The sequence below is a fragment of the Allobosea sp. FW305-C-101 genome (assembly GCF_058783685.1).
Genome location: NZ_JBYSYT010000002.1, coordinates 49,310 through 74,236, shown reverse-complemented (window position 1 = coordinate 74,236; position 24,927 = coordinate 49,310). Strand labels below are relative to the sequence as shown.

Genomic DNA, 24,927 nt, shown 5'->3' with positions numbered 1-24,927 from the left:
AGTGCTCGCCGAAGAACCCGTTCCCTACCGTAAATGCCTTAAGGTCAGATTGAGGCGCGGCTGCAAAGTTTATGCGGCGCCGCGCTTTCCGGTTCTCAGGCGGCCACGAGGCCCAGCCTCTCGTCGCGTCGGCGCAGCAGATGCATCAGCGGCAGGGCGAGCAGTACCATCCAGGCCTTGCCGATGATCTGGCCGGCGAGGAAGTCGAGGCTGCCGAAGGCGAGATGCAGGAAGACGAGGCTGTCGACGACGAGGCCGATCACGCTCGAGGCGAAGACGGCCGTGACGAAGCGCCGGCGCTGCAGCGGCGTATAGACCGCGAAATCGGCCAGCTCCGAGAGCAGGAAGGCCGCGACCGAGGCGAGCACGATGGCGGGCGGGGCGAGCATGGCCGAGATCAGCGTGCCGACCGCGATGGCACCGAGGCCGGCGAGCGGGCCGAGGCGGCGCTGGACGATATCGCGCAGCACGAGCGCGAGGCCGACCATCAGGACGCCGCTCGGCGCCATGATGCCGGGCCAAACCGGGACGAGGCAGGGACCATTCGGCACGCAGACCGCGCCGGCATTGCCGATCAGCCAGTTGGCGGCCGGAATGGTCAGGGCGAACAGGGCCAGGGCAATGAAGCCCTCCGTCTGGCGCTGGCGGTCACGGGTCATGGAATAAGTCCAGTATCGTCGGGGGCTTCGAGATAGGCCGCGAAGCCTTTTGATCGCAAATCGCATGCCGGGCAATGGCCGCAGCCGTAACCCCAGTCATGCCGGGTCGTCCTGTCGCCGAGATAGCAGCTATGGCTGTCCTCGATCACGAGGTCGAGAAGGGCCTGCCCTCCTATGGTGCGTGCCAGCGCGAAGGTCTGCGCCTTGTCGCGCCACATCAGTGGCGTGTGCAGCACGAGCCTGCGATCGAGGCCGAGGCCAAGCGCGACCTGCATCGCCTTGATCGTGTCGTCGCGGCAGTCGGGATAGCCGGAATAGTCGGTCTCGCAGACGCCGAGCACGATGTGCTTGAGGTCGCGGCGATAGGCCAGCGCTGCGGCAAAGGTCAGGAAGATCAGGTTGCGGCCGGGCACGAAGGTCGTCGGCAGGCCGGTCTCCGCAAAGGCGATCTCGGTCTCGCGGGTGAGCGCGGTCTCGGAGATCGCTCCCAGCGCCTTGAGATCGACGACATGGTCGGGGCCGAGGCGCTCGGCATAGCGGGCGGACAGGCCCGGCAGCTTGGCGCGGATCGTCTCGCGGCATTCCATCTCGATGCGATGGCGCTGGCCGTAGTCGAAGCCGATCGTCTCGACCGCGTCGAAGCGGTCGAGCGCCCAGGCGAGCGTCGTGGTGGAGTCCTGGCCGCCGGAGAACAGGACGAGGGCGCGTGAGTTGCCCAAGCCGAACCTCTCAGTCGAACAGGCTCGACACGCTGGTCTCGCTCGCCGTGCGCTCGATCGCCTCGCCCATCAGGCCGGCGATGGAGATGACGCGGATATTGCGCGCGACCTTCACGGCCTCGGTCGGCATGATCGAGTCGGTGATGACCAGCTCCTTGAGCTTGGAGCCGGCGATGCGGGCGACCGCGCCGCCGGAGAGCACGCCATGGGTGATATAGGCGAAGACTTCCTTGGCGCCCTGCTCGAGCAGCGCATCGGCCGCGTTCACCAGCGTGCCGCCGGAATCGACGATGTCGTCGATCAGGATGCAGGAACGGCCCTCGACCGAGCCGATGATGTTCATGACCTCGGACTCGCCCGGCCGGTCACGGCGCTTGTCGACGATGGCGAGCGGGGCATCGATGCGCTTGGCGAGCGCGCGCGCGCGGACCACGCCGCCGACGTCCGGCGAGACGACCATGGCGTTCTTCCATTCCAGCCGGTCCTTGATGTCGCGCGCCATCAGCGGGGCGCCGAACAGGTTGTCGGTCGGGATGTCGAAGAAGCCCTGGATCTGGCCGGCATGGAGATCGAGCGTCAGCACGCGGTCGACGCCGGCATGGGTGATCAGGTTGGAGACGAGCTTGGCCGAGATCGGGGTGCGGCCCGAGGCGCGCCGGTCCTGACGGGCATAGCCGAAATAGGGGATCACCGCCGTGATGCGGCGCGCCGAGGAGCGGCGCAAGGCATCGGTGATGATCAGCAGCTCCATCAGATGGTCGTTGGTCGGGAACGAGGTCGACTGGATGATGAAGACATCCTGGCCGCGCACGTTCTCCTGGATCTCGACGAAGACCTCCATGTCGGCGAAACGCCGGACTGAGGCCTTGGCGAGCGGGATGCTGAGATGGTGGCAGATCGCCTCGGCCAGCGGACGATTGGAGTTGCCGGCGACGACTTTGAAGTGGGAGGCCATGCCGTAGCGCACCGTTGCAGTAAGGCTGAGCAGGGAGGGCCGGCATTGCCGGCTCAATTCGAACGGCTCTTAACAGCGCGGTCGGATGGAGTCGACCGTTGCAGTGCAATATCGGTGGTCAAAAAGCGCAGGGCGACGCGCCGTGACCCGGAAACCACTGCCGCAGCGTCGCCATGAGGCGGGCTGCGCCTGTCGGCTCAGCTCTTCTTGTCGCTGGTCGCGGCGACCCGGGTGCCCGCCCTCGCGGGTTTCGCTGCCTTGTCGTTGACCGTGAGCGTCTCGACGCCCGGCGCGGTGACGAGGAAGCCGGCGATCGCGTCCATCGAGTCGGAGGCGGCCTTGGCGACGATCGTCTGGTCGATGCCGGCCCACGGATCGGAACCGCCGCTGCGCTTGCCGATGCTCTCGCCCTGCACGCGCTGGGCGCGCTGCTTGGTCGAATCATAGACATCCCAGACGAAAGCGAGCGAGGTCTGGCCGTCCTCGGTCGGCTGGGCCGTGAGATAGCCCTTGACGCGGAAGCGCGCCGGCTTGTTGCCGGGAACGATCTCCATCTTGCGCTCGGCCGCCGCCTCGCCGAGCAGGCCGGCGAAGCTGGTGGTGACGTTTTCCGGTGCGCCGGAGATGCTCTGGACCGAGACCGGGACGCCGGGCGCGTCGACGCGCGGGCGGGCCGCGGTCTGGGTGGTTTCCTGGCAGCCGGCGAGCGCCAGCGCGAAAACCGGCCCCAAAGCGAGGCCGCTAAAACGGTTGATCATGACGCCTCCCGCCCTTTGGGCTGTGGACTGCTTCGAGATTCCCTGCGCGCCCTTACTAAGCTCAACGGATGACGAGGTCCAGATCGGGCAGGTTGAGCGCCTCCGCACCGCCTTCTCCGACCAGATAGGTCCGGCCCAGGCACATCGCGGTTTCGCTGGCGGAATCCATCAGGATCATATGGGCGAACATCACCATGCCCGGCACGATCGGCCAATCATTCGCCTCGTAGAACATCGGCCAGTCCATCCAGGACGGGGTGAACTTGGCGCCCAGCGAATAGCCGCAGGCATTGAGCCGGTGCTGGGCGAGGCCGTGCTCGTCGAAGACGCGGGCATGGGCGGCGAAGACGTCGCCTGCGGTGCGCCCGGGCTTCAATTCGGCCTCGCAGGCGAGGAGCGCGTCGCGGGCGGCGGCGTGATAGGGGCGGTGGAGAGGACGCGGCTCGCCGATGACGACGGTGCGCATGGCGGCGACGTGATAGTGCCGGTCGGTGCCGGCGAATTCGAGCGTGATCTGGTCGTTGGCGTCTAGCCGGCGCCGGCCGGACTTGTAGCGGCAGAGCAGGGCATCGCGGCCGGAGCCGATGATGAACTCGTTGGCGGGATAGTCGCCGCCGCCCGCGAAGATCGCATTGTGCTGGGCGGCGAGGATCTCGCCTTCGTCGGCGCCGGCCCGGATCGCGTCGAGCGCCGCGCGGTCGGCTGCATCGGCGAGCACGGCGGCGCGCCGGACATAGGCGATCTCTTCCGCCGATTTCACGGCGCGCAGGCGGGTCACGATCAACGAGGCGTCGGTGAGTTCGACCTGTCCGGAGAAGCGGGCTTCGAGCTTGCGATAGTTCGAGGCGACGAGGCCGTAGGATTCGAACTCCACGCCGATGCGCTTCCCGGCAAGCCCGAGATCGCGGCTCAGCGCGAGCAGGTTGACTGTGGGATCGGCGTTGCGGCCGTCCTTCCAGATGCGAATATCGGAGAGGTTCGAGGTCTGCTGGGCCTGCCTGAGATCGGCGGAGCGGGTCAGCAGCGCCATGCTGCCGTCGGCTTTGACGACGAGGCACTGGAAGAAACAGAAGCCGAAGGTGTCGTAGCCGGTCAGCCAGAACATCGATTCCTGCTGGAACAGGAAGAGTGCGTCGAGGCGGTCCTTCTGCATCGCCGCCAGCAGGGCTTCGCGGCGGCGGGCGAATTCGGCTGGCGTGAAATGCAGGGCCATGGCGCAAGTCCTCCGGAGCGGTCGCCCATGTGAGCGCGCCGACGACGCGCGGGCAAGCCCGACATCGGGTCGCAATTGCGGGCTCAGCGCAGGCTGCCTATAGGCTGTTCACCAGAGAGCTTCATCCCGAAGGGAGAGAACCATGGTGAACCCCGGCAACCGCATCCTCGACGATATCGCCCGTCTTGCCACCGATGCCGCCGGCGCGGCGCAGGGCGTGCGGCGCGAGGTCGAGACCGTGGTGAAGACCCAGATCGAGCGGCTGCTGCGCGATCTCGACGTCGTCACCCGCGAAGAGTTCGAGGCGGGGCGCGAGATGGCGCTGATCGCCCGCGAGGAGAACGACAAGCTCGCCGCGCGGCTGCAGGCGCTAGAGGAGAAGCTCGGCAAGGCCTGACTGCCCTGAAGTCATGTCCACAGCCATGTGCTGTGGACAGCCCTTCCAGGGGATTGAGCCCGCCGGCCGAATCCGCGGAGCTTGGCGCCGTGTTGGGAGCGTCACAGCGCCTGCGCTATCGTCGGTGGAAAGAATTGATTCGTCGGGCGGATTCATCCTGCCGCGCCGGATGGGAACGCCTCCGTATGAGGGGTTCCGGAGGTGTGTTGCGTTCCTTCGGCTTTCCAGTCGCCGTGTTCCTCTTCTCGAACGCGCCGGATGCGCCAGCATCCGGAAGGTGGACCCTAGGGCATGATGGACCTCGATATGGATGCCGAGCTGGATCGGCCTTCCAATCCTCTCGACCTGTTCGAACGCCTCGCCGCGCTCAATGACTGGGCGTTCGATCGCGACAGCGAGGACGAACTCTCCGTTGCCGTCACCGGCGGCTGGTCGGAATACCAGGTCGCGGTCACCTGGCTCGCCGAGGTGGAGGCGCTGCATATCGCCTGCGCCTTCGACCTCAAGGTGCCGGAGCGGCGGCGCGGCGAGGTGCTGCAGCTCGTCAGCCTCGTCAACGAGCAGCTCTGGCTCGGCCATTTCGACCTCTGGAGCAGCGAAAGCGTGGTGATGTACCGCCACGCCCTGCTGCTCTCCGGCGGGGCCGAGCCGACCGAAGAGCAGGCGATCGCGCTGGTCAAGGCCGCCGTCGAAGCCTGTGAGCGCTACTATCAGGCTTTCCAGTTCGTCGTCTGGGCCGGCAAGACCGCGAAGGAAGGCATGGAAGGCGCGATCCTGGAGACGGTCGGCGAGGCGTGAGCCGCCGCGCCGCCGCCTTGACCGGGCTTGACCTGGTCAGCCCTTGCGGGCTCTGGTCCTGTGCTGCCCGGGAGCAAGTCCGGGCGCGTGCCCTGTCTTCAAGCGATGAGAACCGCCATGACCGCTTCCCTGCCGCAATCGCTCGTTCTCATCGGCGCGGGCAAGATGGGCGGGGCCATGCTGGAGGGCTGGCTGCGCATCGGTATCGATCCGAAGGGCATCAGCCTGATCGATCCCAAGCCGTCGGATGAGATGGTCGCGCTCGCCAATGAGAAGGGCATGAGGGTCAACCCTTCGGCCAAGGAGATTCCCGCCGCCGATGTCGTCGTGCTGGCGACCAAGCCGCAGATGCTCGACACGGCGGCTCCAGCCGTGCAGGCCTTCATCCATCCCAGGACGCTGCTGATCTCGATCCTCGCCGGCAAGACGCTGGGCGATCTCGCGGCGCGCCTGCCCAATGCCGGCGCGATCATCCGCGCCATGCCGAACCTGCCGGCGGCCGTGCAGCGCGGCGCCACCGCAGCCGCGCCCGGTAAGGGCGTCAGCGCCGCCCAGCGCGCCACCGCTGACGCTCTGCTCGGCAGCATCGGCAAGGTCGAATGGCTCGACGACGAGAGGCTGATCGATGCGGTGACCGCCGTATCGGGTTCGGGCCCTGCCTATGTCTTCCATCTCGTCGAATGCCTCGCTGCGGCGGGCAAGGATGCCGGCCTGCCGGCCGATGTCGCCGAGCGGCTGGCGCGGGCGACCGTGGAAGGCGCGGGCGAATTGCTGTTCCAGTCGCCGCTGCCGCCCGGCACGCTACGCCAGAACGTGACCTCACCCGGCGGCACCACCGCTGCGGCGCTCGAGGTGCTGATGGCCGAGGACGGCATGAAGCCGCTCATGCGCAAGGCCGTGGCTGCTGCCAAACGTCGCGCCGGCGAGCTTTCGGGCTGAACCGCCTTCCACCCGCCACGATAGCGGCCTAACCTCCTCTCGACGCGAAGCGAGAGGAGCTGTCCCATGGCCCGCAAACCCGTTTCCACCCAGTCCGAGGCCGCGCCAGCGGTCGATCCGCGCCGTCGCGCGGTCGATGCCTTGATGAAGCTCGCCACGGAGCGGCCCTGGGATCAGATCGAGCTGCCGGATATCGCGACCGAGGCCGGGCTGACGCTGGCGCAGTTGCGCGGGCTGTTCCCGTCCAAGCTTGCGATGCTGGGCGGCGTGACCCGCATCGTCGACGATGCTGTCCTCGCCAATGCCTCGGACGACTTGGCCGGCGAGCCGGTCACGGAGCGGCTGTTCGACCTCGTGATGCGCCGGCTCGATGCGATGGCGCCCTACAAGGCCGGCCTGCGCAAGATCGCGCCGGTCATTCGCCGCGATCCGCTGGCGCTGGCGGCGCTCAATCGCGGCGCGGTCAATTCCTGGCGCTACATGCTCGCCTCGGCCGGCATCCCGACCGAGGACGCGCTTGGGCACCTGCGGGTGCAGGGTGCGGTGCTGCTGATGGCGCGGGTCTCCGAGGCCTGGCTCGACGATGACGAGCCGGAGCTGTCGAAGACCATGGCGCGGCTCGACCGCGAGTTGAAGACGGCCGGGCGCATCATGGCCCGTGTCGAGGACGTACACCGGCTGACGGCGCCGTTCCGCGGGCTGGCGCGCGCGATCTGCTCGGGGCGTCCCTTGAAGGGGCGTCGGCGCGAGCGGGCGTCGGAGCGCGGCGAGGATAACGAGGATTACGCGCCGGCGATCTGAGCGCGGAGGCAGCCTCGCGCTGCCTGCGACGAAATGTGGCGAAATCGGGTCAACGTTAAGCGTGCCTTAGCCATTTTGCGCGAATGAGGGGAATCCCCATCCGCGCAGGATACGCGAATGTCGTTCACCCGGAAGCTTGCTACCCTCTCGATCAGCCGTTCCTTCGGCCTGATCGCCGCCTTGGCCGTGCTGATCGCCGTCGGCAGCGTCGGCTATACGCTTAACGCAGCCCGCAACGAGATGATCACGCTCAAGCGGGCGGAGATGAAGAACGCCGTCGAGTCGGCCGCGACGACGGTCAAAGGCTATCTGGCGCGCGTCCAGAGCGGCGAGCTGAAGGAAGACGAGGCCAAGAAGCTGGCGATGGCTGCGCTCGACAGCGCGCGCTTCGACAGCGGGAACTATTACTTCCTGATCAATTACGACGGCATCAGCGTCCTGCACGCGAACAAGAAGATCCAGTCGACGGACATGAAGCCGCTCAAGGACGCGGACGGCAAGTTCTTCGTCCAGGATATGATTTCGCTGGCCAAGGCGAAGACCGAGGGCTTCGTCGACTATGGCTGGCTCAAGCCCGGCGACAAGGAGCCTTCGCTCAAGATCTCCTACATCATCGGCATTCCGCAATGGCAGTGGGTGGTCGGCTCCGGCCTGCATGTCCATGACGTCGATGCGGCGTTCATGGGCATGGTCGGCGGCGTCGCCAAGGTTCTGGTGCCGCTCGGCCTCATCATGCTCGGCCTCGTGATCGTGCTCAGCCGCCGCGCTTCCGGCATGCTGCACTCCGTGCGCGGGTCGATGGAAGGCCTGGCTGCCGGCCAGCTCGACACCCCGATCGCGCATCAGGAGCGGCCCGACGAGATCGGCGCGATGGCACGCACGCTCGTCGTCTTCCGCGACGCCGCCCTCGCCAAGGAGGCGATGGAGGCCGACAAGATCCGCATGGAGGAGGAGGCCACTGGCCACCGCCACGCCGCCGATGGCGAGCGCCGTCGCAACGAGGCCGATCGCGCCGAGCATGCCCGCGTGCAGGCCGATGTGGTCCATGCGCTGGGCCAGGGCTTGGAGCATCTCTCGGATGGCGACCTGACCTACCGGATCGAGGACAATTTCACCGCCGAGTACGTCAAGCTGAAGGACGACTTCAACGGCGCCATCGCCAAGCTGCAGGACGCGATGCGGCAGATCGCGACCAATACCGAGAGCATGAAGGCGGGCTCGACCGAGATCAGCCAGGCGGCCGACGATCTCGCCAGCCGCACCGAGCAGCAGGCCTCCTCCGTCGAGGAGACCGCCACCGCGCTGGACGAACTCACCGCCACCGTCCGCCAGACCGCCGAGAGCGCCCGTCTCGCCAACCAGGCGACGGAGCAGGTCAAGACCGAGGCCGAGCAGTCGACCAGCATCGTTCGCGATGCGGTGACGGCGATGGGCGGCATCGAGAAGTCCGCGCAGGAAATCTCGCAGATCGTCGGCGTCATCGACGAGATCGCCTTCCAGACCAACCTGCTCGCGCTCAACGCCTCGGTCGAGGCGGCACGCGCCGGCGACGCCGGCAAGGGCTTCGCCGTCGTCGCCTCCGAGGTGCGGGCTCTGGCGCAGCGCTCCGCCTCCGCCGCCAAGGAGATCAAGACCCTGATCGACGCCTCGACCATCGAGGTCGAGAAGGGCGTTACGCTGGTCGGCCAGACCGGCGGCGCGCTCCAGCGCATGGCCTCCGAGATCACGCGCGTCACCACGCTGGTCGCCGAGATCGCGGGCGCTGCGCAGGAGCAGGCCTCGGGCCTCCAGGAGGTCAACTCCGCCGTCGGCGAGATGGACCAGGCGACGCAGCAGAACGCCGCGATGGCCGAGCAGTCGACCGCCGCCGCGCATTCGCTGTCGCAGGAAGCCGACCGGCTCTCCTCGCTGGTCGCGCGCTTCCAGCTCGGCGGCGACGTCGCCCGGCTCAAGGCGATCTCGCAGACCATGCGGGCGGCCGTCGCTGCGGCGCCGCGCCCGGCGGTTCCGCGCGCCAAGGCCGTTAACGGCGCTGCTGCGGCGCCCAAGACCGGTGCCCGCGACGACGGTTGGGCGGAGTTTTGAGCGAGCCTTCCGCCCCGGCCGCACAGATCGGCTTCGACGATTTCCTGAAGGTCGACATCCGTGTCGGAACGATCGTCGAGGCCGAGCCTTATCCTGAGGCGCGCAAGCCGTCGATCAAGCTCGTGATCGATTTCGGCGGCACGATCGGCCGCAAGAAATCCTCGGCGCAGATCACGAAGCACTACCGGCCGGAAGAGCTTCCCGGCCGGCAGGTCCTCGCGGTGGTGAATTTCCCGCCGCGCCAGATCGGCAAGTTCATGTCCGAGGTGCTGACGCTGGGCATCCCCGATGCCGAGGGTGAAGTCGTCCTGATCGGGCCGGGGCATGAAGTCCCGATCGGCGGCAGGCTTTTCTAGGCGGCCACCGGCCACAGGCCGGTCTCCAAGGTGGTCGGCGCGAATTCCGGTGCCGACCAGCGCAAGCGGAGCGCGCTGGGCCGGCGCCAGCCGCGCTTCACATGAAAGCGCCACAAGCGTTCGGCGCCATCGAGTTGCGCCAGCTCCGGCCCCTGCCAGACGATCTCCGCCTCGCCCTGCAATTGCAGCAGCGTGCCCGTCGCGAAATCGACGAAGAGCAGCGCGGCGCGCGGCTCCCGCAGCAGATTGCCGAAGGTGTTGAAGTAGTTGTTGCCGGCGAAGTCGGGGATGGTGAGCGTGTCGCCATCGATGCGGACGAACCCGGGCCGGCCGCCGCGATGCGAGATGTCGACGCCGCCGGTCTCGGCCTCAAGCGCCGCGGCGCTGGCGATGAAGAGCGTGTCGGCTCCCGCGATCAGCGCGCGCGCCTCCGCATTCAGGCCTGACAGGCTGGTGGCTGGCGAGGCGAGTTCCTTTCCATCCTGAACCCGATTGCGGACTTGGATGTACTTCGCGCAATTGCCGAAGCTCTGCTCGATTTCGACGGTAACGCCGTCTGTAGTAACGATCCCGACCCGGCCATTGGCGCGATTGCGGCGGCGGGTTTCCAGTTCGAGGCCCAGCAGGCCGATGGGGCTGCCCGGCTGGAACGCGTCAAAGGCCGGATCATCCTTCGAGGGCAGGGCCGCGATCGTCAACGCAGTTGGGGTCGGGCTTTCCACGAAACCGGGAGAAGCGGCCAGCGCCGTCGCCAAGGGCCAGCCGTCCCGGTCGAGCATGCCGGCGAAGAGCCAGGGCAACTGTCCGAAGAAGATGCGGTGCTGATCCGGCATGAAGCTCCGGATGCCAGCGCCGCGCGAGGCGACGCCGGCCAGCGCCTGCGCGGCCAGCTCGCCGGCATGGAAGGGGCCGTCAGGCAGCATCGTCGTCGAGCTCCGGCGGCAGGGGCGAAGGCGGGATCGGCTTGAAGAAGGGCAGGGCCTCGACGCGAGCGAGCCAGCGGCGCACGGCCGGATAGGGCTTCAGCGAGATACCGCCTTCCGGCGCATGCGCGACATAGGAATAGCAGGCGAGATCGGCGATCGTCGGCTGGGAGGCCGCAAGATAGTCGCGTGTCATGAGATGCTCTTCCATGAACGTCAGCAGCCGGGCGGCGATCCGCTGCGCGCGGGCCTTGTCGTCCTTCAGGCCGAACTGGGTGACGAGGCGGGCGATGGAGGGGCCGTGCATGACCTCGCCAGCGGCGATCGAGAGCCAGCGCTGGACATGGGCGGCGCCGACCGGATCGAGCGGCAACCATGCGCTGTCCGGGGCATAGCGCCGGACCAGATAGACCATGATCGCATTGCTGTCGGCGAAGGTGAGGTCGCCATCCTGCAGCACGGGAATCTGGCCGAGCGGGTTGAGCTTGCGGAAGGCCTCGCCCCGCCGGACATCAGCCGGGGCCGGCTCGTTGCGATAGGGCAGGCCGAGCGCGAGCAGCAGCAACTCGACGCGATGGGCGTGACCTGAAAGAGGCGTTCCGTGGAGGATGATCTCTGGCGACGGCATGGCAATGCTCCTGATTTGCGGGGCATCATGATCGTTTCGCAAGAATGCCGAAATCTGCTATCGGTTGAACTTAGAATTTCAATTTCCGGAACGATGCGATGGACCGGATCGAGGAGCTGGCGATTTTCGTCGCGATCGTCGATGCCGGCAGCCTGGCCGGCGCGGCACGGCGTTTGCGGAAGTCGCGCCCGGCTGTGACGCGGGCTCTTGCCGGGCTGGAGGAGCGGGTTGGGACGCAATTGATCGCGCGGACGACGCGGCGCCTGACGCCGAACGATGCCGGCCGGGAACTTGCAGCAACGGCCCGGCGGTTGCTCGCCGATTATGAGGCTGCGCTGGGCGTTGCTGCGGCCGAGCCGGTGAGCGGCCTGTTGCGCATCACGGCGCCGCTCTCCTTCGGTCGGCGGCATGTCACGCCGTTGGTGAGCGAGTTCCTCGATCGCTACCCGCAGGTGCAGGTCGAGCTCGTGCTGGCGGACCGCAATCTCGACCTGATCGAGGAAGATCTGCAGCTCGCAGTCAGGATCGGGCCGCTGCCGAATTCCGGCCTGCTGATGCGGAAGGTCGGGGAGGTCCGGCGCATCCTCGTCGCGGCGCCGTCCTATCTCGCGAATTGCCCGCCCTTGCGGCGCCCGGCCGATATCTCCGCGCATGAGACCATCGCGAGCGTCGCTGCCAACCAGACGCTGACCTGGCGCTTCGGCGGGCCGCGTTCGGGAAGCGCCGTCGTCCTGACGCCGCGCCTGATCGTCAACGAGGTGGAGTCGGTGCTGATCGCGGCGCGGGCCGGGCGTGGGCTGGCGCGGGTGCTGTCCTATCAGGCGGCGGACGATCTCGCTGCGGGAACGTTGGTGCGGTTGTTGCCTGAATTCGAGCCGCCGCCCTTGCCGGTCCAGCTCGTGGTGCCGGGTGGTCGACAGCCGGCACCGCGGGTGCGCGCCTTCATCGATCATGCGGTGGCGCGACTGCCGGAGCTTGCCCCGATCGGTGCCTCGGCTAGCGCAGCGCGCCCGCAAAGCTCGTGATGGCGGCGACGACCTGACCCTCGCGACCGATGAAGCCGTGATAGGCGCGGGCCTGGCAGGGATCGCCTGTCGAGCTGCCGCCGTCGATCCAGATCAGGCGTGCCTTGCCGCCGGTCCATTGCTGGAAGGTGACGGCCGAGTCCGGCAGCGTCAGGCGGCAGCTGTCCTGCCGATGGTGGATGATCAGCGTCGGCGGCAGCCGCCCGGGATCGCCGATCATGCCGCGCGCGCCGTCCAGAATGGAGGAGGCGAAGACGACCCCGTCCGGCCGTGCCGATAGCGTATCGGCGACCTTGAGGGCGCCCCGGCTCATCGCCACCACCACCACGCGGGGTGCGATGCCGCGCATGTATTCCACGGCCTTGGCCGGGTCGGCGCCGGCATCGAGCGTGATGCTGGCAATGCCGCTGCGGGCATATGCGCCCCGGGTGCGCACGATCCAGTTGCCGCCACGCGCGACGCTGCCGTCGGAGCCGATGCCGATATTGCCGTCGCCGCCCGTGAGAAGCACGAGCCCGGCGCGTGCCTTGCCGGCCGGCTTGTTGAGCAGCGCCCGGCCGTTGCCGACGAAGCCGTTGCCGAGATCGACGACCTCCTCGGCCTGGGCTGCCGATGCCGTCAGCAGCAGGGCCGCTGCGAGGAAAGCCAGAGATCGTCTCAGGAACCGCATGCCCGGCCTCCCCTTGCGTCAGCAGGAGACTAGCGCTCGACTTTCGCGGCTGTCGAGCGAAACCGCGCGGCTCTAGACCGGTAACCGCACTGTCGCCCGCAGGCCGCCGAGCGGTGAATCGGCGAGCATGATGTCGCCGCCATGGGCGCGGGCGATGTCGCGCGCGATGGCGAGGCCGAGACCCGTGCCGCCGCCATCGACATTGCGAGCCTCGTCGAGCCGGAAGAAGGGGCGGAAGACGTCCTCACGCTGGTCGGGCGGGATGCCGGGGCCGTCATCGTCGACCATCACGATCAGGTAGCGCGCGTCATGGGTCGCGCGAATCGCGATGCGGTCGCCATAGCGGGCGGCGTTCGAGACGAGATTGGTGAGCAGGCGGCGGAAGGCGTCGGGGCGAATCACGACGAGCGGATCGCCGATCACCGTCAGTTCGGTCTGGTGGCCCTGCCGCTCGGCATCGGATTTCAACTCTTCCAGCAGCGAGCGGATATCGGTCTCGATCGCGGTCTCGCCGGCATCGCCACGGGCGAAGGCGAGATAATCCTCGAGCATGCGGCTCATCTCGTCGACGTCCTTCTCCAGCGCCTCGATTTCCCAGGAACGCTCCATCAGGGCGAGCGAGAGCTTGAAGCGGGTAAGGATGGTGCGCAGGTCGTGGCTGACGCCGTTCAGCATCGTCGTGCGCTCGCCGATCGAGCGCTCGACGCGGCGCTTCATCTCGATGAAGGCGTTGCCGGCACGGCGGACCTCGCGGGCGCCACGCGGCCGGAAATCGGCGTCGCGCCCCTTGCCGAAAGCCTCCGCCGCATCGGCGAGCTTCAGGATCGGGCGGATCTGGTTGCGCAGGAACAAAACCGCGATGGTGAGCAGGATCAGCGACGTGCCGATCATCCAGAGCAGGAAGATATGGCTGTTCGAGGCATAGGCGGAGTTGCGCCGAGTCAGGATGCGCATCACGTCCTTGCCGAGCTTGATGCGGATCTCGATCAGGCTGGAGCGGCCGACCGTGTCGAGCCAGAAGGGGCGGGCGACCTGTTGGCTGAGCTCGGTCGAGAGCGCGTTGTCGAGCAGCGAGAAGAACGGGCGCGGGCCCGGCGCCGGCAGATCCGAATCGGGGATGATGTCGAGGTCCATGCCGAGCCGCTCGGCGGCGATGCGCGACAGCGTCGTGGTGTCGGCATCCTGCGGGTAGCTCTCGTAGACATCGATCAGCATGGCGATGTCGGCGGAGACCGCCGAGGAGAGGCGCTGCGTCACCGTCTGCCAGTGCCGCTCCATGAAAACATAGGCGATGACCGATTGCAGCAGCACGACCGGCGCGATGACGATGACCAGCGCGCGCGGGTAGAGCCCCTTGGGCATATAGCGCGCTATGATCTGCAAGGGCCGGCCGATGCGCTTGACGATTGGCCGCACGGCCTTCCCGAGGCTTTCGACCGCATGCTCCAGCCCGGCGTAGGCGCGCGCCAGCGCACGTGCGGCGGAGCGCAGCGCGGACGGGCCTTTCCTGCCGGGTTGCAGCGGCGTCACGTCCGGTCCGTCACCAGCCTGTAGCCGACGCCGCGCACAGTCTGGAGATAGAGCGGATCGGTCTGGTCGCGCTCGACCTTGCGGCGCAGGCGGTTCATCTGGACATCGACGGTGCGGTCATTGGCGGCCGAGCCCTGCGCGGCCAGTTCCTCGCGCGGCACGACCTCGCCGGCGCGCTCGGCCAGCGCGGTCAGGATCTCGCGCTCGCGTTCGGTCAGGCGGATGGTCTCCTCGCCCTTGCGCAATTCGCCGCGCGCCAGCCCGTAGATGAAGGGGCCGAAGCGGACGAAATCGGGCCGTGTGCCGGATTGCGCGGCCTCGACGACCAGCGTGCGCTTCAGGATGTTGCCGAGCCGCAGCAGCAACTCGCGCGGTTCGAACGGCTTGGAGAGATAGTCGTCGACGCCGATTTCGAGGCCGTTGATGCGGTCCTTGCCGTCGGCGCGGGCGGTCAGCATCAGGATCGGCACGGCGGAGCCGCCACGGAAGCGGCGGGCGAAGTCGAAGCCGTTCTCGCCGGGCATCATCACGTCGAGCACGATCGCGTCGAAGACGAGATTGCCGAGTCGCGTGTCGGCTTCCGCTGCATTGGCCGCCGTCGTCACCCGGTAGCCGTTGTCGCTGAGGAACCGGCCAAGCAATTCGCGCAGGCGCCGGTCGTCGTCGACGACAAGGATATGCGGGGCCTCGTCAGGCAGGGGCTTGCGGGCCGGCTTCGCCAGGGTCTCGGTTGCGATCATCTCGCGCCTTTCTCCTGCGCCGGTCTTAGCCGGCGCGCTCGCGGTGCTGGGCTCCCATAGCATAACGTAGGGAGCCGGTCGCCGCTAAGGCTTGTCGAGAAGTCGCTCCACCTTCGGCCGTTCAGCCGGATCGATCAGGGCGGCGAGGTAGCGCGCGGCGATGGCGGCGGTCTCGGGGCTTGCCCCTTCAAGCGCGCGATTGATGCGCTTGGCCTGGAGGCGGACGAGGCGCAGCGCCAGGTCCTGGCCCGAAGGCGTGGTGTGGAGATGGCGCTGGCGCTTGTCCTGCCGGCCGGTGCGCTGCTCGATATAGCCCTTCTCGACCAGTTCCTTGAGCACGCGATTGAGGCTCTGCTTGGTGATCTGGAGGATGTCGAGCAACTCGGCGATGGTCAGGCCCGGCCGGCGCTGGACGAAGTGCAGGACGCGGTGATGCGCGCGGCCGAAACCGTAATCGGCGAGGATGCGGTCGGGGTCGCCGACGAAGTCGCGATAGGCGAAGAACAGCAGCTCGATCAGGTCATGCGGGACCGCCTCGGAAGAGGGCCTGAGCGGGAGGTCTTCGGCGTCGGAAGGAGATGGGACCAAAACGCGCTTCCAAAAATTTGGGTCAGCCTTATTGACATATCTCAGACGGAAGATTACCGGTCAAGGGCGCTGAGCGAACGATTATTTCAAAACGTATCGCTGCGGCGCAGCTTTAGACACAGGCTTGCGTTCCGAAAACGGCTGTGCCGGAGTTCCGGAAACAAGCACCCAGGAGAAGGTCCATGTCAGTCATTCCTTTCGACCAGCGCGATGGCGTCATCTGGTTCGACGGCAAGCTCGTGCCGTGGAAGGACGCGAAGATTCACGTACTGACCCATGGGCTGCATTACGGCTCGTGCATCTTCGAGGGCGAGCGCTCCTATGACGGCGTGATCTACAAGAGCACCGAGCATTCGCAGCGCCTGCACAAGTCGGCCGAGATCATGGATTTCACGATCCCCTATTCGGTCGCCGAGCTCGATGAGGCCAAGTACCTCTGCCTCAAGGAGAACGGCCTGAAGGACGCCTATATCCGCCCGGTCGCCTGGCGCGGCTCGGAGATGATGGCGGTGTCCGGCCGCAACAACACGATCCATACCGCGATCGCGGTCTGGGAGTGGCCGAGCATGTTCGACATGGCGGCGAAGCTGAAGGGCATCCGCCTCGACGTTGCCGATTACCGCCGGCCGGACCCGGCCTGCGCGCCGGTTCATGCCAAGGCGGCGGGCCTCTACATGATCTGCTCGCTCTCCAAGCACAAGGCCGAGCGCGGCGGCTATGCCGATGCGATGATGCTCGACTGGGAAGGCAATGTCGCCGAATGCACCGGCGCCAATATCTTCTTCATCAAGGACGGCGTGATCCATACGCCGCTGGCCGACCGCTTTCTGAACGGGCTCACCCGCCAGTCGGTGATCGACCTGTGCCGCCAGCGCGGCTTCGAGGTGGTGGAGCGGCGCATCCGTCCGGAGGAGCTGGAGAGCTTCAACGAGTGCTTCATCACCGGCTCGGCCGCCGAGGTGACGCTGGTCTCCGAGATCGGCCCGTACAACTTCATCACCGGCAACATGGGCAAGGTGATCATGGAAGACTACTCGGCCGCGGTGCGCCCGCAGACGAAAGCGGCGTGAGCCCTTGCCGTCATGCCCGGGCTCGACCCGGGCATCTCGGACATCATTGACTTCTCGTCATGAGATTCCCGGGCCGAGCTTGGCTCCGCCCGGGAATGACGCTCCCTACTTGATCTCGCTGCGATACAGCGTGATCCAGTCCTCGGAGCCGATGCCGCGGCATTCGCCCATCAGGCTGAGATCGGTCTGGACGAAGGCGCTGCCGGTCCAGGCATAGCCACCCGCGGCGCCGCAATCGCCGATGCCGCGTCCCTTGGCAAAGAAAGTGATGCGGCCGCTCTTCGGGTCGAACTCGGCATTCACCAGCGTGTTCTTCGCGTCGCCGTCGCCTTGCGCGAAGGCCACCGGTTTGGCCGTCTTCGCGTCGCCACGCTCGATCATCCAGAACGCATTCGAGACATTGTAGGCGCCGCGCGAGCAAGCCAGCGAAACGAGGCTGTGCGTGCCGTCGAGCGTCCAGGCCTCGTCGATGCTGATCAGTGTCTCGTCGTCCTCGCAGCCATCGGGGTCGCGCTGCTTGAGTTCCTTGCGCAGCGCGGCAGCGAGCGCCTTGCCGTCCTTCTCCGACAGCGCAGCGCTTGCGGGCTTCACGATGACGACCGGCATGGCAGGGGCGGCGGGTATGTTCGTGCCGCTGCCCTTGCGGATCAGGGCGGAGGTCGTGTTGAGGCGCCCCTGCTGCTCGTCGATCCAGAGCAGGGCCGCCACCGCGCCCGATAGCGAAACCTCGGCCGCCACCTGCGGAGCGGCGATGGAGAGCTTCGTGGCCTTGCGGGCAGCCTCGACAAGCGCCGTGACCTCGGCCGGTTTGAAGGTCAGGGACAGCATGTCGCCATCGGTTTCCGCCGGCATTGCCTTGCCGCCGGCAGGGAAGGGCGCGCCATCGAGCTTGAGCTGGACCGACCGGGGCGGGGTCTTCCAGTCGCCGCGCAGCCGCAGGGTCAGTTCGGCCGGCATGTCCGGTCCGGCCGAGCGCTCCAGGCGCAGGTAAGCGACCGGGTCGGCCGCCTCAGTCGGGAGCGACAGAGCGGTGCAGCTTTTGAGATTGTCGCAGCCGGCCATCCAATCGCGGAAGGTCTTCGGCTCCGGTGCGGCTGCGAAAGCGAGGGCCGGCGCAAGAGCGAGGCCAGCGCCGAGCGCGGCGCCCTTCCAGCCGTCAGGAATCCTGTTTCCAGCGTTCCGCCGCATCGTCGTCATCCGCCTTGGCTTCGACCCAGCCGCCGAGCGTGCCGTCGGCGCGGTGCTCGCGCTTCCAGAACGGGGCGCGGGTCTTGAGATAGTCCATCATGAAATCGGCCGCCTCGAACGCGGCGCGGCGATGGGCCGAAGCCGCCAGCACCAGCACGATCTGCTCGCCCGGCCTGACTAGCCCGTAGCGATGGATCGCGACGAGGCCGAGCAATGGCCAGCGCGCGGAGGCTTCAGCCGCGACGCGGGCGATCTCGGCCTCGGCCATGCCGGGGTAGTGCTCGAGTTCGAGCGCGGCGAGCGTGCCGGCTTCGTCGCGGCATAGCCCGGTGAAGGAGACGACGGCGCCGATATCGGCGCGGCCGGCCGAGAGCGCGTCGATCTCGTCTTGCAGCGAGAAATCTTCCCGCTGGATGCGGATGAGGGGGGACGTCACGGCCTCAGCCGCCGGTCATCGGCGGGAAGAAGGCGATCTCGCGGGCGGCGCCGAGCCGGGCCTGCGGCTTGGCATGGACATGGTCGAGCGCGGCCCGCACGACGGCCTCGTCGGCGAAGGCGGCTTCGTAGCCCTCGCCGCGCGCCTTCAGCCAGCGCACGAGATCGGCGATGGTGGCGAGATCGACGGGGATGTCGAGCGTCTCCTCGGGCAGTCCGACGCGCTCGCGCACCCAGGCGAAATAGACGATGCGGACCGGGCGCGTGCCCGCCGCTGCCATGGCGGCTGCGGTGCTCATGGCGCGCGCTCGTCTTCCGCGACGAGATGGCGGATGCCGGCGTTGAAATAGTCCCAGCCGGTATAGATCGTCAGGCCCGCCGCGGCCCAGAGCAGCACGATGCCGATCGTGGTGTTGCCGGGCAGGACCTTGTCGCCGGCCGGGCCAGCGATGAGGAAGCCGAGCGCGAAGAGCTGCGCCGTCGTCTTCCACTTCGCGACCTTGCTGACGGGCACGCTGACCTTGAGATCGGCCAGGAACTCCCGCAGGCCCGAGACCAGGATCTCGCGGCAGAGGATCACGATCGCGGCCCAGAGCGTCCAGCCCTCGATCTGGCCGGTATAGACCAGCATCAGCAGCAGGGCGGCGACGAGCAGCTTGTCGGCGATCGGGTCGAGCATGCGGCCGATCGCGGATTGCTGGCTCCAGGCGCGGGCGATGTAGCCGTCGAGATAATCGGTGATGGCGGCGACGGTGTAGATTCCCAGGGCGAGCCAGCGCATCCAGTCGTCGCGCGGCCAGAACAGGATCGCCACCAGGGCCGGGATCGCCAGGATCCGCCCGTAGGTGAGGAGGTTGGGCAGCGACCAGGGGCCGCGCCGCCTGATGGCGTCTGGAAGAATCGTCACGAGATGCACCAAAGCAAGGCGGCAGCAGTAGCGTCAACACGCAACAGCGTGAATGTGGCAGAACTTCGCGACCGCGTCGTCTTTCAACGGGGACGTCCGAAGGCGAAAAACGGCCTCGCTTTCAACGTCATGGAGCATTGCTTCAGCGAAACGCCGGTTTTCCGCGTTTTCGCGCGATGCTCTACGCATCATGAAAGAAATCATGCACAGCCTTGGCAGTGGCGGCATTCACGCCGGGCGTGCGCATGAGGTCGTCGAGCTTGGCGCGCTGGATCGCCTTCACGGTGCCGAAGTGCAAGAGCAGCGCCCGCTTGCGTGAGGGCCCGATGCCGGGGATCTCGTCGAGCGGGTTCTTCATCGTCTCGCGCTTGCGCTTGGCGCGGTGGGTGCCGATGGCGAAGCGATGCGCCTCGTCGCGCAGGCGCTGGATGAAATAGAGCGCGGGGTCGCGCGGCTGGAGCTTGAAGGGCTCGCGGCCCTCCATATGGAAGGTCTCGCGCATGGCGTTGCGATCCTCCCCCTTGGCGATGGCGACGAGCGGGATGTCGGCCGCGCCGAGCTCCTGCATGATCTTGAGCGCGGCGGTGAACTGGCCCTTGCCGCCGTCGACGATGACGAGATCGGGACGGGAGGGGAAGCCGTCATCGTCTTTCCGTGGCTTCGCCACCTTGCGGCTTTTCCCACGCGAGCCCTCATCCTGGGGAGCGCCTTCAGGCGCGTCTCGCAGGATGATCGCTGAGGCTCCGTCGCCCTCTGGAGCATCCTTCGAGACGGTCGCTGACGCGACCTCCTCAGGATGAGGGCTGAGGGTTATGCCTTCTTCCTTCGCCAGCTTGGCAAACCGCCGTGTCAGCACCTCGCGCATCATGCCGAAATCGTCCCCGGCGATGGTGTCGGTCGAGATGTTGAAGGTGCGGTACTGGTTCTTCACGAAACCGTCCGAGCCGGCGACGATCATGCCGCCGACCGCATTCGTGCCCATGATATGCGAGTTGTCGTAGACCTCGACCCGGCGCGGGGCGGTCTCCATGCCGAAGGCAGCGCCGAGCGCGGCGAGCAGCGCGCTCTGGCCGGCATTGTCGGCGAGCTTGCGCGAAAGCGCCTCGCGGGCGTTCTTGACGGCATGGGCCATCAGGTCGGCACGCTCGCCGCGCTTGGGATGGGCCACCTCGACCTTGCGGCCGGCACGGGCCGAGAGCGCCTGCCCGATCAGTTCGATCTCCTCGACCGGGTGTGAGAGCAGCACGAGGCGCGGCGGCGGCTTGTCGTCGTAGAACTGCGCAACGACGGAGGCGAGCACCTCGGCCGGCGTCAATGAGCGGTCGGCGCGCGGGAAGAGGGCGCGGTTGCCCCAGTTCTGGTGGTTGCGGAAGAAGAAGATCTCGACGCAGAACTGCCCGGCCTGCTCGTCGATGGCGAAGACGTCGGCCTCCTCGACGCCCTGCGTGTTGATGTCCTGCCCGGCCTGCACGGCCGAAAGCGCGGCGAGGCGGTCGCGATAGCGCGCCGCCTTCTCGAATTCGAGTTCTTCGGCGGCTTCCTGCATCCGTGCCGAGAGCAGCTGTTTCACGGCCGAGGAGCGGCCGGAGAGGAAGTCGCGCGCCTGGCTGGCCAGCCCCTGGTATTCGGGGATCGAGATTTCGCCGGTGCAGGGGCCGGCGCAGCGCTTGATCTGGAAGAGCAGGCAGGGGCGGGTGCGGTTCTCATAGAAGGAATCCGCACAGGTGCGGATCAGGAAGGCCTTCTGCAGCGCGTCGATGGTGCGCGTCACCGCCCAGACCGAGGCGAAGGGGCCGAAATAGTCGCCCTTGCGCTGGCGCGAGCCGCGATGCTTCAGAATCGCGGGGGCGTCATGGTCGCCGGTCAGCAGGATATAGGGGAACGACTTGTCGTCGCGCAGCAGCACGTTGTAGCGCGGCCGGAGCTGCTTGATCAGGTTCGACTCGAGCAGCAGCGCCTCGGTCTCGGTGCCGGTGGTGACGAACTCCATGTTCGCCGTCTCGGCGATCATCCGGGCGACGGCGTTGGTATGCGCCATGCCGCGGGCATAGGAGGTCACGCGATTCTTCAGGCTCTTGGCCTTGCCGACATAGAGCACCTCGCCGGCACGATCGAACATCCGGTAGACGCCGGGCCGGTTCGGCAAGTGCTTGGCGAATTGCTGGATGACCTCGATGCCGGCCTTGAGCGCGCCGGGCGCGGCTTCCGCGAGGACGAGCGCGGGCTCGGCGCCGGGGAGGGTGTCCTCCTCGTCCTCGAACTCGTCCTGGGGCAGATCGTCCTGGCGTTCGCGACTCATGCGCTTGCGTACTCTATCCTGCGGCGTCTTGGGCCTGCGTCTTCTCGGTCTCCATGTAGGATGCCGGAGCGGCTTCGTCATGTCAGGAGAGGTGCTGTCCTGCCCGCGAATTGGCCGCTATCCGCCAGCTGATAAAACCAAATGTCGAGCCGCTATTGACGATCGTTCCTCCAACGTTGTTCCTTGCGTGACGCGATGCTCGTTTTGGTTTTCCCAAAGGCGCCTTTTCGTTGTCGATTTGACATCGGGGTGGTCAAGGCCTATCTCTTGGTTTCGATTTAGGCCTGATGACTTGGCCGCTCGCGACGCTTGAGCGCGACATGCTGATGATTTTCTTCCTCTGATCGAATTCGCCGCCGCATGTTTTCCATGGGGCTTGGATAAACATGTTTGCGGGAGGCACCTATGGCTTCTGGTTCTGTCAAGTGGTTCAACGCCACCAAGGGTTTCGGTTTCATTCAGCCTGACGATGGCGGGCAGGACGTTTTCGTCCACATCAGCGCCGTCGAGCGTGCCGGTCTGCGCGATCTGCGCGACGGGCAGAAGATCTCGTACGAGATCGTTCAGGACAAGCGTTCGGGCAAGAGCTCGGCCGACAACCTGCGGGCTGAGTAACCGTTCCGGAGCGGGACGACGACGCTTTGAGGCCGCCGCGGATGTACCGGCGCCACGACACGACGTTTCGCACCAACGGTTAAGTGAAGGGTCGGGACCAACAAGCCCGGCCCTTTGTGCTTTCTGGAAAGGATGACCATGCAAGTTCTCGTTCGGGACAACAATGTCGAGCAGGCGCTGCGCGTCCTGAAGAAGAAGCTGCAGCGCGAAGGCGTGTTTCGCGAGATGAAGCAGCGCCGCGAATTCGAAAAGCCGTCCGAGCGCCGGGCCCGCGAGAAGGGCGAGGCGGTTCGCCGCGCCAAGAAGGCCGCCCGCAAGCAGGCGCAGCGCGAGGGTCTGTTGCCGGCGCCGAAGCGGAAGCTGCCGGTCGGCAAGGCCCGTCCCGGCGCCCCGCGTCCGCCGTCCGCCGTCTGATTGGCGGAAGGCCGATCAGCGCCATTGAGTAGGAGTTTCGCATGTCGAGCCGCAGCATGAAGCTGGACGAGATCGCTGCTCGGGCGCAGGAGGCCGTCTCGGCGACCGAACAGCGCCGCAAGGAAGCGCTCGACGCCTGGCAGGCGGTCGAGGATGAGGCCGGTCAGGCCCGCCTCAAGACCGAGAAGCTGCGGGCCCTGCGGCTGGCCAGAGACGCCGAGGAAGCTGCGGCCAAGGCGGCCGCCCCGGTTCGCAAGGTCGCTTCGAAGCGCCCGAGTCGGGCTGCCGCGAAGGCGCTCTGACGTTCTTCCCTTGACGAGGTTTCAGACGGGCGGCCATCAGGATGTGCCGCCCGTCTGCATTTCGGCCGACGCGGCCTGTGCCCGGCGGGAAGAGCGCGTGCCATGAACGATTCCTCTCCCGCGCCCGGCCGCATTATCCTGCTCAACGGCGCGTCGAGCAGCGGCAAGTCCTCGCTGGCGCGCGCCCTCCAGGCGCGGATCGATACGCCGTTCTGGCACATCTCGATCGATCACCTGCGCGATGCCGGCGTTCTGCCGAGCGCTCGGATCAAGAGCGGCGAGTTCGACTGGCGAGCCATGCGGGAAGCCTTCTTCCTCGGCTTCGAGCGCTCGCTTCTCGCCTATGTCGAGGCCGGCAACGACCTCATCGTCGAGCACATCATGGAGAGCGAGGCCTGGCTGCTGCGGCTCGCGGATACGCTCGCCGGCCATGACGTGTTCTTCGTCGGCGTCCATTGCGCGCTGGAGGAACTCGAGCGGCGCGAGCGCGAACGTGGCGACAGGCCGATCGGTGACGCCCGGCGCGACTTCCACCGCATCCATTCCTATTGCCGCTACGATACCGAGGTGGATGCGATGCAGGATCGGGACGCCAATGCCGACGCTGTCATTGCGACGTGGCGGGTGCGATCGAAACCTGCGGCCTTCGAGCGGTTGCGCGAGCGGCGCGACCGCGGCTGAGCAAAGCCCGGCAATCGCGTTGCCATGTCATCGACGCGTTCGCGCCGGCTGCGAATGCAGGGCGAGGGGACTGCCGTCCGCTTCAGGCTGCGCCAATATGAGAGGGACAGGCCCACGCCCTTCATCATCGAGGATTGAAACCCATGTCCCAGCCCGACAGCGTTCGCATCGTTCTCGCCTCCCGGCCCGAGGGGCGCCCGGCGCCGCAGAATTTCCGGCTGGAGCATGCCGCCATCCCGGCGCCCGCCGAGGGGCAGGTGCTGCTCAAGATCCTCTATCTCTCGCTCGACCCCTATATGCGCGGGCGGATGAGCGCGGCGAAATCCTACGCCGCCGCGACCGAGATCGGGCAGCCGATGGAGGGCGGGACCGTCGGCGAGGTCATCGAGAGCCGCGATCCGGCCTTCAAGCCGGGCGATATCGTGCTCTCGCATTCCGGCTGGCAGTCCTATGCCGTGGCGAACGTTGCGCAATTGCGCAAACTTGATCCCAAAGCCGCACCGTTGACGACGGCGCTCGGCGTGCTCGGCATGCCCGGTTTCACCGCCTATGCCGGCCTGCTCACTATCGGCCAGCCGAAGCCGGGCGAGACGGTCGTGGTCGCGGCGGCGAGCGGTCCGGTCGGCTCTGCGGTCGGGCAGATCGCTAAGATCAAGGGCGCGCGGGCGGTGGGCATCGCCGGCGGTCCTGAGAAATGCGCCTTCGTGCGCGAGACCTTCGGCTTCGACGCGGTGATCGACCATCGCGATCCCGATATGGCGGCCAAGCTCGCCGCGGCCTGTCCGGATGGCATCGACGTCTATTTCGAGAATGTCGGCGGCCATGTCTGGGATGCGGTCTTCCCGCTGCTCAACACCTTCGCGCGCATCCCGGTCTGCGGCCTCGTCGCGCATTACAACGCGAGCGGCGAGTTTCCAGGCCCGGACCGTCTGCCGGGCATGATGCGGCAGGTGCTGTCGAAGAGCCTGACGATCCGCGGCTTCATCCAGCGCGAATTCGCCGCCGCGCAGGGACCGACCTTCCGCGAGGAGATGGCGCGCTGGATCGCCGAGGGCGCGGTCAAATACAAGGAAGACATCGTCACCGGGCTGGAGAACGCGCCGGAGGCTTTCATCGGCCTGCTGGAGGGCAAGAATTTCGGCAAGCTGATCGTCAAGCTCTGAGCGAGCGCCACGCGCCAGCCTTTTTCCTTGACCATTCAGCGGGCGCGCGGCCATCTCGCCGCGCCCGCC

The 24,927-nt window shown here is 67.1% G+C and carries 29 protein-coding genes; 13 read left to right on the top strand and 16 right to left on the bottom strand.

Going from position 1 to position 24,927, the window contains the following annotated elements:
* Window positions 1-95: 95 nt before the first annotated feature.
* The 5 genes from AC3WMA_RS07800 to AC3WMA_RS07780 form a co-directional block, all read right to left on the bottom strand.
* Window positions 96-659, bottom strand: a complete 564-nt coding sequence (locus AC3WMA_RS07800) for a VUT family protein (RefSeq protein ID WP_257731316.1) — start codon at window positions 657-659, stop codon at window positions 96-98.
* Window positions 656-1,378, bottom strand: coding sequence for a 7-cyano-7-deazaguanine synthase QueC (gene queC / locus AC3WMA_RS07795; RefSeq protein WP_492284835.1), 723 nt, complete (start codon window positions 1,376-1,378; stop codon window positions 656-658). Before queC ends, AC3WMA_RS07800 begins: the two co-directional genes overlap by 4 nt.
* Before the next feature lie 10 nt (window positions 1,379-1,388).
* A complete protein-coding gene (locus AC3WMA_RS07790; RefSeq protein WP_492284834.1) occupies window positions 1,389-2,333 on the bottom strand; it encodes a ribose-phosphate pyrophosphokinase in 945 nt (314 codons plus the stop codon).
* A gap of 197 nt (window positions 2,334-2,530) precedes the next feature.
* Window positions 2,531-3,091 (bottom strand): hypothetical protein, encoded by a 561-nt coding sequence (locus tag AC3WMA_RS07785; RefSeq protein WP_492284833.1) that lies wholly within the window; start codon window positions 3,089-3,091, stop codon window positions 2,531-2,533.
* A gap of 61 nt (window positions 3,092-3,152) precedes the next feature.
* Entirely contained in the window at window positions 3,153-4,304 is a 1,152-nt protein-coding gene (locus AC3WMA_RS07780) for a M24 family metallopeptidase (RefSeq protein WP_492284832.1), read from the bottom strand.
* A gap of 142 nt (window positions 4,305-4,446) precedes the next feature.
* Between AC3WMA_RS07780 and AC3WMA_RS07775 the strand changes: the two genes are divergently transcribed.
* The 6 genes from AC3WMA_RS07775 to AC3WMA_RS07750 all read left to right on the top strand — a co-directional run bounded on the left by AC3WMA_RS07775 (window position 4,447) and on the right by AC3WMA_RS07750 (window position 9,680).
* Window positions 4,447-4,701, top strand: coding sequence for an accessory factor UbiK family protein (locus tag AC3WMA_RS07775; protein ID WP_492284831.1), 255 nt, complete (start codon window positions 4,447-4,449; stop codon window positions 4,699-4,701).
* Between the two features lie 291 nt (window positions 4,702-4,992).
* Window positions 4,993-5,499, top strand: coding sequence for a type III secretion system chaperone family protein (locus tag AC3WMA_RS07770; protein WP_492284830.1), 507 nt, complete (start codon window positions 4,993-4,995; stop codon window positions 5,497-5,499).
* Window positions 5,500-5,616: 117 nt separating this feature from the next.
* Window positions 5,617-6,438 carry a pyrroline-5-carboxylate reductase gene (gene proC / locus AC3WMA_RS07765; protein WP_492284829.1) on the top strand — a complete coding sequence of 274 codons (822 nt, stop codon included), beginning with the start codon at window positions 5,617-5,619 and terminating at the stop codon, window positions 6,436-6,438.
* 66 nt (window positions 6,439-6,504) lie between these two features.
* A complete protein-coding gene (locus AC3WMA_RS07760) occupies window positions 6,505-7,239 on the top strand; it encodes a TetR/AcrR family transcriptional regulator (protein ID WP_492284828.1) in 735 nt (244 codons plus the stop codon).
* Between the two features lie 117 nt (window positions 7,240-7,356).
* Window positions 7,357-9,324 carry a methyl-accepting chemotaxis protein gene (locus tag AC3WMA_RS07755; protein WP_492284827.1) on the top strand — a complete coding sequence of 656 codons (1,968 nt, stop codon included), beginning with the start codon at window positions 7,357-7,359 and terminating at the stop codon, window positions 9,322-9,324.
* The gene (locus AC3WMA_RS07750) at window positions 9,321-9,680 is read left to right on the top strand and encodes a tRNA-binding protein (RefSeq protein WP_492284826.1); all 360 of its coding nucleotides are present in this window, start codon (window positions 9,321-9,323) and stop codon (window positions 9,678-9,680) included. Before AC3WMA_RS07755 ends, AC3WMA_RS07750 begins: the two co-directional genes overlap by 4 nt.
* On the opposite strand, the gene AC3WMA_RS07745 is transcribed toward AC3WMA_RS07750, so the two are convergent.
* Together AC3WMA_RS07745 and AC3WMA_RS07740 are read right to left on the bottom strand one after the other, a co-directional pair.
* Entirely contained in the window at window positions 9,677-10,603 is a 927-nt protein-coding gene (locus tag AC3WMA_RS07745; protein WP_492284825.1) for a pyridoxamine 5'-phosphate oxidase family protein, read from the bottom strand. The genes AC3WMA_RS07750 and AC3WMA_RS07745 overlap by 4 nt on opposite strands.
* Window positions 10,593-11,231, bottom strand: a complete 639-nt coding sequence (locus AC3WMA_RS07740) for a glutathione S-transferase (protein WP_492284824.1) — start codon at window positions 11,229-11,231, stop codon at window positions 10,593-10,595. Before AC3WMA_RS07740 ends, AC3WMA_RS07745 begins: the two co-directional genes overlap by 11 nt.
* A gap of 98 nt (window positions 11,232-11,329) precedes the next feature.
* On the opposite strand from AC3WMA_RS07740, the gene AC3WMA_RS07735 reads away from it, so the two are divergent.
* A complete protein-coding gene (locus AC3WMA_RS07735) occupies window positions 11,330-12,256 on the top strand; it encodes a LysR family transcriptional regulator (RefSeq protein WP_492284823.1) in 927 nt (308 codons plus the stop codon).
* Here the strand turns inward: AC3WMA_RS07735 and AC3WMA_RS07730 are convergent.
* From AC3WMA_RS07730 to AC3WMA_RS07715, 4 genes are all read right to left on the bottom strand, one after another.
* Entirely contained in the window at window positions 12,228-12,926 is a 699-nt protein-coding gene (locus AC3WMA_RS07730; RefSeq protein ID WP_492284822.1) for an alpha/beta hydrolase, read from the bottom strand. The genes AC3WMA_RS07735 and AC3WMA_RS07730 overlap by 29 nt on opposite strands.
* A 72-nt stretch (window positions 12,927-12,998) precedes the next feature.
* Window positions 12,999-14,396, bottom strand: coding sequence for an ATP-binding protein (locus tag AC3WMA_RS07725; protein WP_492286070.1), 1,398 nt, complete (start codon window positions 14,394-14,396; stop codon window positions 12,999-13,001).
* 56 nt (window positions 14,397-14,452) lie between these two features.
* A complete protein-coding gene (locus AC3WMA_RS07720) occupies window positions 14,453-15,196 on the bottom strand; it encodes a response regulator (protein WP_492284821.1) in 744 nt (247 codons plus the stop codon).
* Between the two features lie 84 nt (window positions 15,197-15,280).
* Window positions 15,281-15,784: a MarR family winged helix-turn-helix transcriptional regulator gene (locus AC3WMA_RS07715; RefSeq protein ID WP_492284820.1), complete on the bottom strand. Its 504-nt coding sequence runs from the start codon at window positions 15,782-15,784 to the stop codon at window positions 15,281-15,283.
* A 182-nt stretch (window positions 15,785-15,966) separates the two neighbouring features.
* Between AC3WMA_RS07715 and AC3WMA_RS07710 the strand changes: the two genes are divergently transcribed.
* A complete protein-coding gene (locus tag AC3WMA_RS07710; RefSeq protein WP_492284819.1) occupies window positions 15,967-16,854 on the top strand; it encodes a branched-chain amino acid aminotransferase in 888 nt (295 codons plus the stop codon).
* Between the two features lie 105 nt (window positions 16,855-16,959).
* Here the strand turns inward: AC3WMA_RS07710 and AC3WMA_RS07705 are convergent, their stop codons facing one another.
* The 5 genes from AC3WMA_RS07705 to uvrC all read right to left on the bottom strand — a co-directional run bounded on the left by AC3WMA_RS07705 (window position 16,960) and on the right by uvrC (window position 21,683).
* Window positions 16,960-18,042 (bottom strand): DUF1176 domain-containing protein, encoded by a 1,083-nt coding sequence (locus AC3WMA_RS07705; protein ID WP_492284818.1) that lies wholly within the window; start codon window positions 18,040-18,042, stop codon window positions 16,960-16,962.
* A complete protein-coding gene (locus AC3WMA_RS07700) occupies window positions 18,011-18,478 on the bottom strand; it encodes a molybdenum cofactor biosynthesis protein MoaE (protein WP_492284817.1) in 468 nt (155 codons plus the stop codon). Before AC3WMA_RS07700 ends, AC3WMA_RS07705 begins: the two co-directional genes overlap by 32 nt.
* A 4-nt stretch (window positions 18,479-18,482) precedes the next feature.
* Window positions 18,483-18,776, bottom strand: coding sequence for a molybdopterin converting factor subunit 1 (gene moaD / locus AC3WMA_RS07695; RefSeq protein WP_492284816.1), 294 nt, complete (start codon window positions 18,774-18,776; stop codon window positions 18,483-18,485).
* The gene (gene pgsA / locus AC3WMA_RS07690) at window positions 18,773-19,384 is read right to left on the bottom strand and encodes a CDP-diacylglycerol--glycerol-3-phosphate 3-phosphatidyltransferase (RefSeq protein ID WP_257731334.1); all 612 of its coding nucleotides are present in this window, start codon (window positions 19,382-19,384) and stop codon (window positions 18,773-18,775) included. Before pgsA ends, moaD begins: the two co-directional genes overlap by 4 nt.
* 181 nt (window positions 19,385-19,565) lie before the next feature.
* Window positions 19,566-21,683: an excinuclease ABC subunit UvrC gene (gene uvrC / locus AC3WMA_RS07685; protein ID WP_492284815.1), complete on the bottom strand. Its 2,118-nt coding sequence runs from the start codon at window positions 21,681-21,683 to the stop codon at window positions 19,566-19,568.
* A 405-nt stretch (window positions 21,684-22,088) separates the two neighbouring features.
* On the opposite strand from uvrC, the gene AC3WMA_RS07680 reads away from it, so the two are divergent.
* From AC3WMA_RS07680 to curA, 5 genes are all read left to right on the top strand, one after another.
* Window positions 22,089-22,298 carry a cold-shock protein gene (locus tag AC3WMA_RS07680; RefSeq protein ID WP_293806237.1) on the top strand — a complete coding sequence of 70 codons (210 nt, stop codon included), beginning with the start codon at window positions 22,089-22,091 and terminating at the stop codon, window positions 22,296-22,298.
* Between the two features lie 138 nt (window positions 22,299-22,436).
* Window positions 22,437-22,712 carry a 30S ribosomal protein S21 gene (gene rpsU / locus AC3WMA_RS07675; RefSeq protein ID WP_492284814.1) on the top strand — a complete coding sequence of 92 codons (276 nt, stop codon included), beginning with the start codon at window positions 22,437-22,439 and terminating at the stop codon, window positions 22,710-22,712.
* 41 nt (window positions 22,713-22,753) lie between these two features.
* Complete coding sequence (locus AC3WMA_RS07670) at window positions 22,754-23,014, top strand: hypothetical protein (RefSeq protein WP_492284813.1); 261 nt, start codon at window positions 22,754-22,756, stop codon at window positions 23,012-23,014.
* 102 nt (window positions 23,015-23,116) lie between these two features.
* On the top strand, window positions 23,117-23,695 hold the full coding sequence (locus AC3WMA_RS07665; RefSeq protein ID WP_492284812.1) for a chloramphenicol phosphotransferase CPT family protein: 579 nt from the start codon (window positions 23,117-23,119) through the stop codon (window positions 23,693-23,695).
* A 143-nt stretch (window positions 23,696-23,838) separates the two neighbouring features.
* Complete coding sequence (gene curA, locus AC3WMA_RS07660; protein WP_492284811.1) at window positions 23,839-24,858, top strand: NADPH-dependent curcumin/dihydrocurcumin reductase; 1,020 nt, start codon at window positions 23,839-23,841, stop codon at window positions 24,856-24,858.
* The last annotated feature ends 69 nt before the right edge of the window (window positions 24,859-24,927 follow it).

Bases quoted from the DNA above. Each gene is read 5' to 3' on its own strand.
- AC3WMA_RS07790 (WP_492284834.1), bottom strand. From the start codon at position 2,333: ATGGCCTCCCACTTCAAAGTCGTCGCCGGCAACTCCAATCGTCCGCTG.
- AC3WMA_RS07760 (WP_492284828.1), top strand. From the start codon at position 6,505: ATGGCCCGCAAACCCGTTTCCACCCAGTCCGAGGCCGCGCCAGCGGTC.
- moaD (WP_492284816.1), bottom strand. From the start codon at position 18,776: ATGAGCACCGCAGCCGCCATGGCAGCGGCGGGCACGCGCCCGGTCCGC.
- AC3WMA_RS07720 (WP_492284821.1), bottom strand. From the start codon at position 15,196: ATGATCGCAACCGAGACCCTGGCGAAGCCGGCCCGCAAGCCCCTGCCT.
- AC3WMA_RS07680 (WP_293806237.1), top strand. From the start codon at position 22,089: ATGGCTTCTGGTTCTGTCAAGTGGTTCAACGCCACCAAGGGTTTCGGT.
- AC3WMA_RS07780 (WP_492284832.1), bottom strand. From the start codon at position 4,304: ATGGCCCTGCATTTCACGCCAGCCGAATTCGCCCGCCGCCGCGAAGCC.
- AC3WMA_RS07705 (WP_492284818.1), bottom strand. From the start codon at position 18,042: ATGCGGCGGAACGCTGGAAACAGGATTCCTGACGGCTGGAAGGGCGCC.
- AC3WMA_RS07730 (WP_492284822.1), bottom strand. From the start codon at position 12,926: ATGCGGTTCCTGAGACGATCTCTGGCTTTCCTCGCAGCGGCCCTGCTG.
- uvrC (WP_492284815.1), bottom strand. From the start codon at position 21,683: ATGAGTCGCGAACGCCAGGACGATCTGCCCCAGGACGAGTTCGAGGAC.
- AC3WMA_RS07670 (WP_492284813.1), top strand. From the start codon at position 22,754: ATGTCGAGCCGCAGCATGAAGCTGGACGAGATCGCTGCTCGGGCGCAG.
- AC3WMA_RS07770 (WP_492284830.1), top strand. From the start codon at position 4,993: ATGATGGACCTCGATATGGATGCCGAGCTGGATCGGCCTTCCAATCCT.
- AC3WMA_RS07785 (WP_492284833.1), bottom strand. From the start codon at position 3,091: ATGATCAACCGTTTTAGCGGCCTCGCTTTGGGGCCGGTTTTCGCGCTG.
- AC3WMA_RS07665 (WP_492284812.1), top strand. From the start codon at position 23,117: ATGAACGATTCCTCTCCCGCGCCCGGCCGCATTATCCTGCTCAACGGC.
- AC3WMA_RS07740 (WP_492284824.1), bottom strand. From the start codon at position 11,231: ATGCCGTCGCCAGAGATCATCCTCCACGGAACGCCTCTTTCAGGTCAC.
- AC3WMA_RS07745 (WP_492284825.1), bottom strand. From the start codon at position 10,603: ATGCTGCCTGACGGCCCCTTCCATGCCGGCGAGCTGGCCGCGCAGGCG.
- AC3WMA_RS07710 (WP_492284819.1), top strand. From the start codon at position 15,967: ATGTCAGTCATTCCTTTCGACCAGCGCGATGGCGTCATCTGGTTCGAC.
- AC3WMA_RS07775 (WP_492284831.1), top strand. From the start codon at position 4,447: ATGGTGAACCCCGGCAACCGCATCCTCGACGATATCGCCCGTCTTGCC.
- AC3WMA_RS07800 (WP_257731316.1), bottom strand. From the start codon at position 659: ATGACCCGTGACCGCCAGCGCCAGACGGAGGGCTTCATTGCCCTGGCC.
- rpsU (WP_492284814.1), top strand. From the start codon at position 22,437: ATGCAAGTTCTCGTTCGGGACAACAATGTCGAGCAGGCGCTGCGCGTC.
- curA (WP_492284811.1), top strand. From the start codon at position 23,839: ATGTCCCAGCCCGACAGCGTTCGCATCGTTCTCGCCTCCCGGCCCGAG.
- AC3WMA_RS07735 (WP_492284823.1), top strand. From the start codon at position 11,330: ATGGACCGGATCGAGGAGCTGGCGATTTTCGTCGCGATCGTCGATGCC.
- proC (WP_492284829.1), top strand. From the start codon at position 5,617: ATGACCGCTTCCCTGCCGCAATCGCTCGTTCTCATCGGCGCGGGCAAG.
- AC3WMA_RS07755 (WP_492284827.1), top strand. From the start codon at position 7,357: ATGTCGTTCACCCGGAAGCTTGCTACCCTCTCGATCAGCCGTTCCTTC.